This is a genomic window from Methanosarcinales archaeon, from assembly GCA_014859725.1.
In the GTDB taxonomy this organism is placed as follows: Archaea; Halobacteriota; Methanosarcinia; order Methanosarcinales; family Methanocomedenaceae; genus Kmv04.
Window position 1 is genome coordinate 1 of the sequence record JACUTQ010000146.1, and the last position, 5,655, is coordinate 5,655.

Consider the following 5,655-nt stretch of genomic DNA (forward strand, 5'->3'; position numbering starts at 1 on the left):
ATAAAACAGGAGGATTTTAGTAGATAGGGGGGTCAATTTTAGATGGGAATTTTCACCCTATGGAAACATCCAGTATCCTTGCAACAAAGATGAGCAAACTTACAATAATGAGAGAAAATGTATTGGTGTCGAAAAAGGCTGTATAATCCATATTTCAGTGAGACTGTCGGATAACCCCTTAAATCCATCCTAAATTCATCCGTTTTTTCATTAATTCCAGGATTTTTCAGAATAAATACGAATTATTCCACCAAAAAATCACCATTTTAAATGCTTCGATATCTATCGATTTACAAGTACAAAATCGCCAGACTGGGCGTTAATTTGCGCTATTAATTGCTGATATTATGTTCAACGAGAATTTTAATGGAAACAATGTATTAATTTAACAGAAGATTGGGACTTTTCCGACAATCTCTCAGTATCTATAATTTAATTCTCAAACAATCCATTAAGATGATCACCCACATCCAGTATAGCCAGGTGTGCCGGTTCTGCCCGTGTTGCATCCAGATGTCTTGTCTCGATATGATACGACGGATCAATCCAGTATTTCTCTATCCAGTCATCGAATTGCTTAAAACTGTACCAGTGGGATTTGTAATTTGAATATGTTCGGATCTTCCCGGATTCGATAACTTTCTGGACAGTGCTGAGATCTCGTACTAAACAATGATTCTCTTTTATAATTTCACCGTGTGAATCGAACACATCCACGGTTAGTGTTGTATCCTTGCTGTGTGCTAATTTATAATCCCGGGCCACCTGCAGATACTTATCGGACGAAAAGGTATCAGGAACCATCCACCTGGGCTGTCCTGATACATCCAATGTGGATTCATACTGACCCAGACCATATGATCCCACATATTCCTGCTGGTAGGCTGAAATGATGGCTATTCCATTTGCTTTTTCCACCGCACGCCGCATGGATTCGAAAATCTTAGCCGCACCTTGTGGTCCCTGCATTACACCTATGGAATTGACCAGACATACGGCGATTGGTAACACATCGTCATTCTCAGGTTTCAGATTAAAAGCGGATCCAAGTTCGAACGAAAACTTAACGGGAGATATCTCCGGGAATCCTGACTCTGATAATTTTCTCTCTGCCAAACTGATCATCTGCTGTGAGAAATCAATCCCCCAGATTTCATTGAGCTTTTTGGTAAGTACAGGATTATAAGCCATTCGATCCTTTTTTTTTTGGTTCCGATATGGGCTGGTGGTTGGCAGTTTGTTCAATGGTATGGTCTTAGCACCAAAAAACTGATGAAGCCGACCCGAACCGCAGCCAATATCCATTAGTTTAATGGGGCGTTGTTGGGATGTTGAAAGATACTTCAGTAGATAATCCAGAAAATCTTCTTCAAATGACTCAAATGCCACAATGTCTGGATGGCCGCCGACGATCTGCTTTTCATACGTCTCAGCGCACATATCCCATGTTTCTTTATCTTCGTGATAAGTTTTAAATAAATCATTCATATATTTTATCCTCCTTTATATAACGCATTTCCAGATGAGTATCAGAAAATCCTCGTTTTTTATAGAAATCGAGTGACGGATTGTGTTTAACCACATGCAGTTTTACATCGCCGTCGCACCGTTCAACAGCCTCCCGGACAAGCCGGGAGCCGATTCCATTGTTTCTGTATTCTTTGTGAACACACACATAGACCAGGACATTTTCAGGAATAAAACCGATCGTCTCATTGCGGATAGCCGCGATCACCCCTACAATGTTTTGATCCGCGGTTGCTATTAATAGGAAGCCTCTGCCTTCGTAGTCTGTTGAAAGTGCAAAATCAAGAGATGAGCGGATAATTTCAACAGGGTCCTCAAAAGGCCGGCAATGTTCCTGCAAAAAATCTATTAGTTCCCATACTGTGATCCAATCAGGTAATTCCTTTTCAGTCTGTATGTGATTGATCTGGATATTCTGTGTTTCTTTGGGTAGTATAACGATATTATTTGAATTATTTTCATCTGAAATGTATTGTCTTGCAATCCCCTGTCCAAACCGTACCATAAGCTCAGCAGATATGGTGCCTGATTTCACTGCCAATTCATTTATATTAATCTCAGATTCAACCTGTCTGCCTACAATCGTCACTCTATCACCGATCTTAACACCAGGAATATTTGTAACATCGATCATCGCATTGTTCATTGAAATTGCCCCGATAAATGGAGCTCTTTGACCCTTTATCAAAACTGAGCTTGAACTGGCAAGCTTGCGGTCCAGACCCCGGGCATATCCTATGGGAATAGTAGCAATAATTAAATCCTGCTCAGTGTTTTCACCTGCACGATACCCGATTTTGCTCCCTTTCGGGACCTCCCTCATCTGAATAACACGGCTGTGCAGGCTCATTGCCGGTATTATAGGGACATCCCTCGTATTATTAGAATACTGCTCAGGTGGCAGGACACCATACAGCAGGATCCCCAGCCGTACACCACTTATTGCGGTCTCAGGATGGGCGAGAAAAGTTGTACTGTTGGGAAAATGGAGGTGTTTTGGAACAACTCCAGTTGATTTGAGTTTTCCATAGAGCGAACATAATTGCTCATAACTTTGTTTTGCACAGGTATTATCCCGGGCCTGTCCATAGAGACCTTCAAATCTCATAAATGGATTCGATGAAATTTTTTCTACTATTTCCATCAGACCGGATGAAGAGATTCCAAGTCTATTGAGACCTATATTGACAGCGACATGAATTTTTACTTTTTTTTCCAGATTTTGAGCTGCCTTTTCCAATGAATCCAGAATAGATGGATGGATGACAGAAACAGATAAATCATGATACACTGCCGTTTCTGCCATCCATTCGGGTATGGGATTCAATAAAAGTATTTCACCTGCAAAACCCTGCTTGCGAAGTTGTATACCTTCATGGGGTGTATCAACTGCAAAATGTTGACATCCAACTCTGGCTAAAGCATTACTGACCTCAATTATACCATGTCCATATGCATCTGTTTTCAAAACAGCATAAAATACGCAATCATCAGGGAGTTTTGATTTTAGATATTGATAATTTGACTCTATTGCATTCAAGTCGATTATCAGTTGGTTACAAGGTTCTTCCCACTCTTTTTTCTTTGATGGAGATATCATGCTAGACAACTTACTGATCAATCTGATCATGCAGATGTGAACCTTTTCAACTTAAGTAATTAATCTGCTGAAAGTGAAGAAGCAGGAAGCAAAATTTTCAGAATCAGAAGAAATCATCAATCATCCGATTGTATCAGACAAGGCTCATGGGTAGCAATACATACGCAAAATGACCCATAGCACTAGCAGATCCCCCAACATTCTTGTATTATACTACTCCCTTTTTCGTATCTTCGACAAATTCATCCCTTTTGGAACCACATTTCTCACAGACCATGGTATATTTACCACTGGGAAGTCTTTTTCGTACCATACTGCGAGTTCCACACTTGGGACAGATCTTCTTTTCATTCATTTTAACTCCTCCTCTCTTTCGATAAAATGCAATAACAAGTTATTGGGGACATCTCTTATTCCCTGGATGGTCTCCTGATTCCAAATCCTGACGGATACGTTGCAGTTCCTCCTTTTCGATATAATCTTTATCTTTAATTATCTTCGCTCCTTGCCAGATAGTATTGTAATAATCCCAGAATAAACGTACAACTTCAGGATGTCTAATAGCTAGATGAAATTCATCTTCTATGGGGAGGTATGGATGACGATAGAATCCAAGGATTACCTCAACAGAATCTATGACCATAAAATTCAATGTTGGTATCATATCCTGGTGAAAAGCATCGTAATATGCAAGATGATAACCCTGGTTCTTGGTCTGTGAAATTTTGGCCTCTGCACGCTCAAGCTGCTCAATCGTAGGGAATGTCATGACTTCCCGGTAACTGATATTATTCTTTGCACATATCATTGGTATAATTTCAAGATATTTGTTATATGCCAGTTCATGATCTGGCGTTTTGTGGGGTGTCTCAGATCCGAATGACAGGTCATCAATTGATCTTTGCGCCTCACCCATTCGTTTGACCACATATTCATAAACTTTCTCCCGGTCATCAAACGTTTTAATCTCAACTCCATCCAAAGATGTTATCGTGCGGCTAACTCCTTCAAGTATATCCCGCTCAATCTTATCGAGCTTATTTCTTCTTTCTAGAATAAGGTATCCAGCAAGTGAGCCGATCACAAGCAATGTAAGTGCAGGTATTCTCTCAGCGAGCCAGGTATTTTCGAGCGCCCCCAGAAAGTGTAATACTGAAATTATTATACTCAAAATAGCGATGAAAGTCATTATGAATTTATCTAATCGTTCCATATTCTCCTCTTAAATTAATCCTTCAGGCATCAAAATTGTGTATATCTATTTGAATTCTGGGTTCAAATACGTTCTCTTTTACATTCGTTCCCTCAGGAGTTGTCAAATCAAGCCAGGTAGATTTACATGAGAGTGAATTGTTACATTATCCCGAATAATGACCCTTGATCCAATGATAGTACCGGTTTCCAGTACACAGTTGCTGCCGATTTTAGTACTATTATCCATGATTGAACCTGAAACGCACGAATTCCTGCCAATCTCCACATCATCGAAGAGAATGCTGGATAATATTCTGGCACCGTCTTCTATCTCACAGTTTTCGCCTATGGATGTATAGGGTCTGATGAGTACCTGATCTCCGATGGTAGTATTTTTTCCAATATTAATAGGACTTACCAGAGCTGAATCTATTCCAATGGATACGCCGTTTTTTATATTGACCGGTCCAACTACATTTGCATCCTTGATGTTGATGTGACCCGTGATTATGGTGCCGGAAAGTTGCTCGAGCTTCCATTTGAAGGCATCCCTGTATGCTGTTTGACTGCCAATATCAGTCCATTGCCCTCTTACCAGATATCCATTCAGTCGATGGCCGCGTTCCATCATCATTGGAAACAGATCTTTTACAAAATCGAAATTTACTCCTTGTGGTATCATCTCAAGTATTTCAGGGTCGCATATATAGATGCCCGTACTGGCCAGATTACTGAAAATCTCACCAGCCCGGGGTTTTTCAAGAAAACGGTGTATCTGGTGAAACATATCCATTTCTGCGATACCATACTCATGGGAGTTCTCAATGGGCAGAAGCACTATAGTGATAAGTGCATCATTTTGTTCATGGGACCGGTACATTTCCCTGAGATTAAGGTCTGTGACATGGTCCCCACCCAGGACTATGAACGGTTCATCACTCAGGAGGGGTTCGGCATTTTTTACACTTCCCGCAGTGCCCAGTTTTGTCTTTTCTTTTACATAGTCTATATGAACACCAAATATGTCGCCTAATGCCTCCTCAATCTCATTTCCTAAATACCCCAACGTAATCACGATCTCACTGAAACCCTCAGATGCCAGATGTTCCACGAGATGCAGGACAGAAGGTTTGTTCAATATCGGAATTGTGGGTTTTGGACGGTCGAATGTTAAGGGACGCAAGCGAGTACCTTCGCCACCGCACATGATACATGCTTTCATAGTCCAATCTTGTTTTATTTATCTTTGATAATTTCAATCAACTGAATATCAAATGTCAAATATCCAGCATCAGCTAATATTATTGTAGGCTTGTAACCCAATGTTGCCCAAA

General features: G+C 40.5%; 5 protein-coding genes. All 5 read right to left on the bottom strand.

The window, feature by feature from the left end; translation table 11 throughout:
- Positions 1–432 precede the first annotated feature (432 nt).
- On the bottom strand, positions 433–1,488 hold the full coding sequence (locus tag IBX40_10535; GenBank protein ID MBE0524754.1) for a class I SAM-dependent methyltransferase: 1,056 nt from the start codon (positions 1,486–1,488) through the stop codon (positions 433–435).
- The gene (gene alr / locus IBX40_10540) at positions 1,481–3,157 is read right to left on the bottom strand and encodes an alanine racemase (GenBank protein MBE0524755.1); all 1,677 of its coding nucleotides are present in this window, start codon (positions 3,155–3,157) and stop codon (positions 1,481–1,483) included. Before alr ends, IBX40_10535 begins: the two co-directional genes overlap by 8 nt.
- A 178-nt stretch (positions 3,158–3,335) precedes the next feature.
- On the bottom strand, positions 3,336–3,482 hold the full coding sequence (locus tag IBX40_10545) for a hypothetical protein (protein ID MBE0524756.1): 147 nt from the start codon (positions 3,480–3,482) through the stop codon (positions 3,336–3,338).
- A 39-nt stretch (positions 3,483–3,521) separates the two neighbouring features.
- Positions 3,522–4,340 (bottom strand): hypothetical protein, encoded by an 819-nt coding sequence (locus IBX40_10550; GenBank protein MBE0524757.1) that lies wholly within the window; start codon positions 4,338–4,340, stop codon positions 3,522–3,524.
- A gap of 102 nt (positions 4,341–4,442) precedes the next feature.
- Complete coding sequence (locus IBX40_10555; GenBank protein MBE0524758.1) at positions 4,443–5,543, bottom strand: NDP-sugar synthase; 1,101 nt, start codon at positions 5,541–5,543, stop codon at positions 4,443–4,445.
- Positions 5,544–5,655 lie beyond the last annotated feature (112 nt).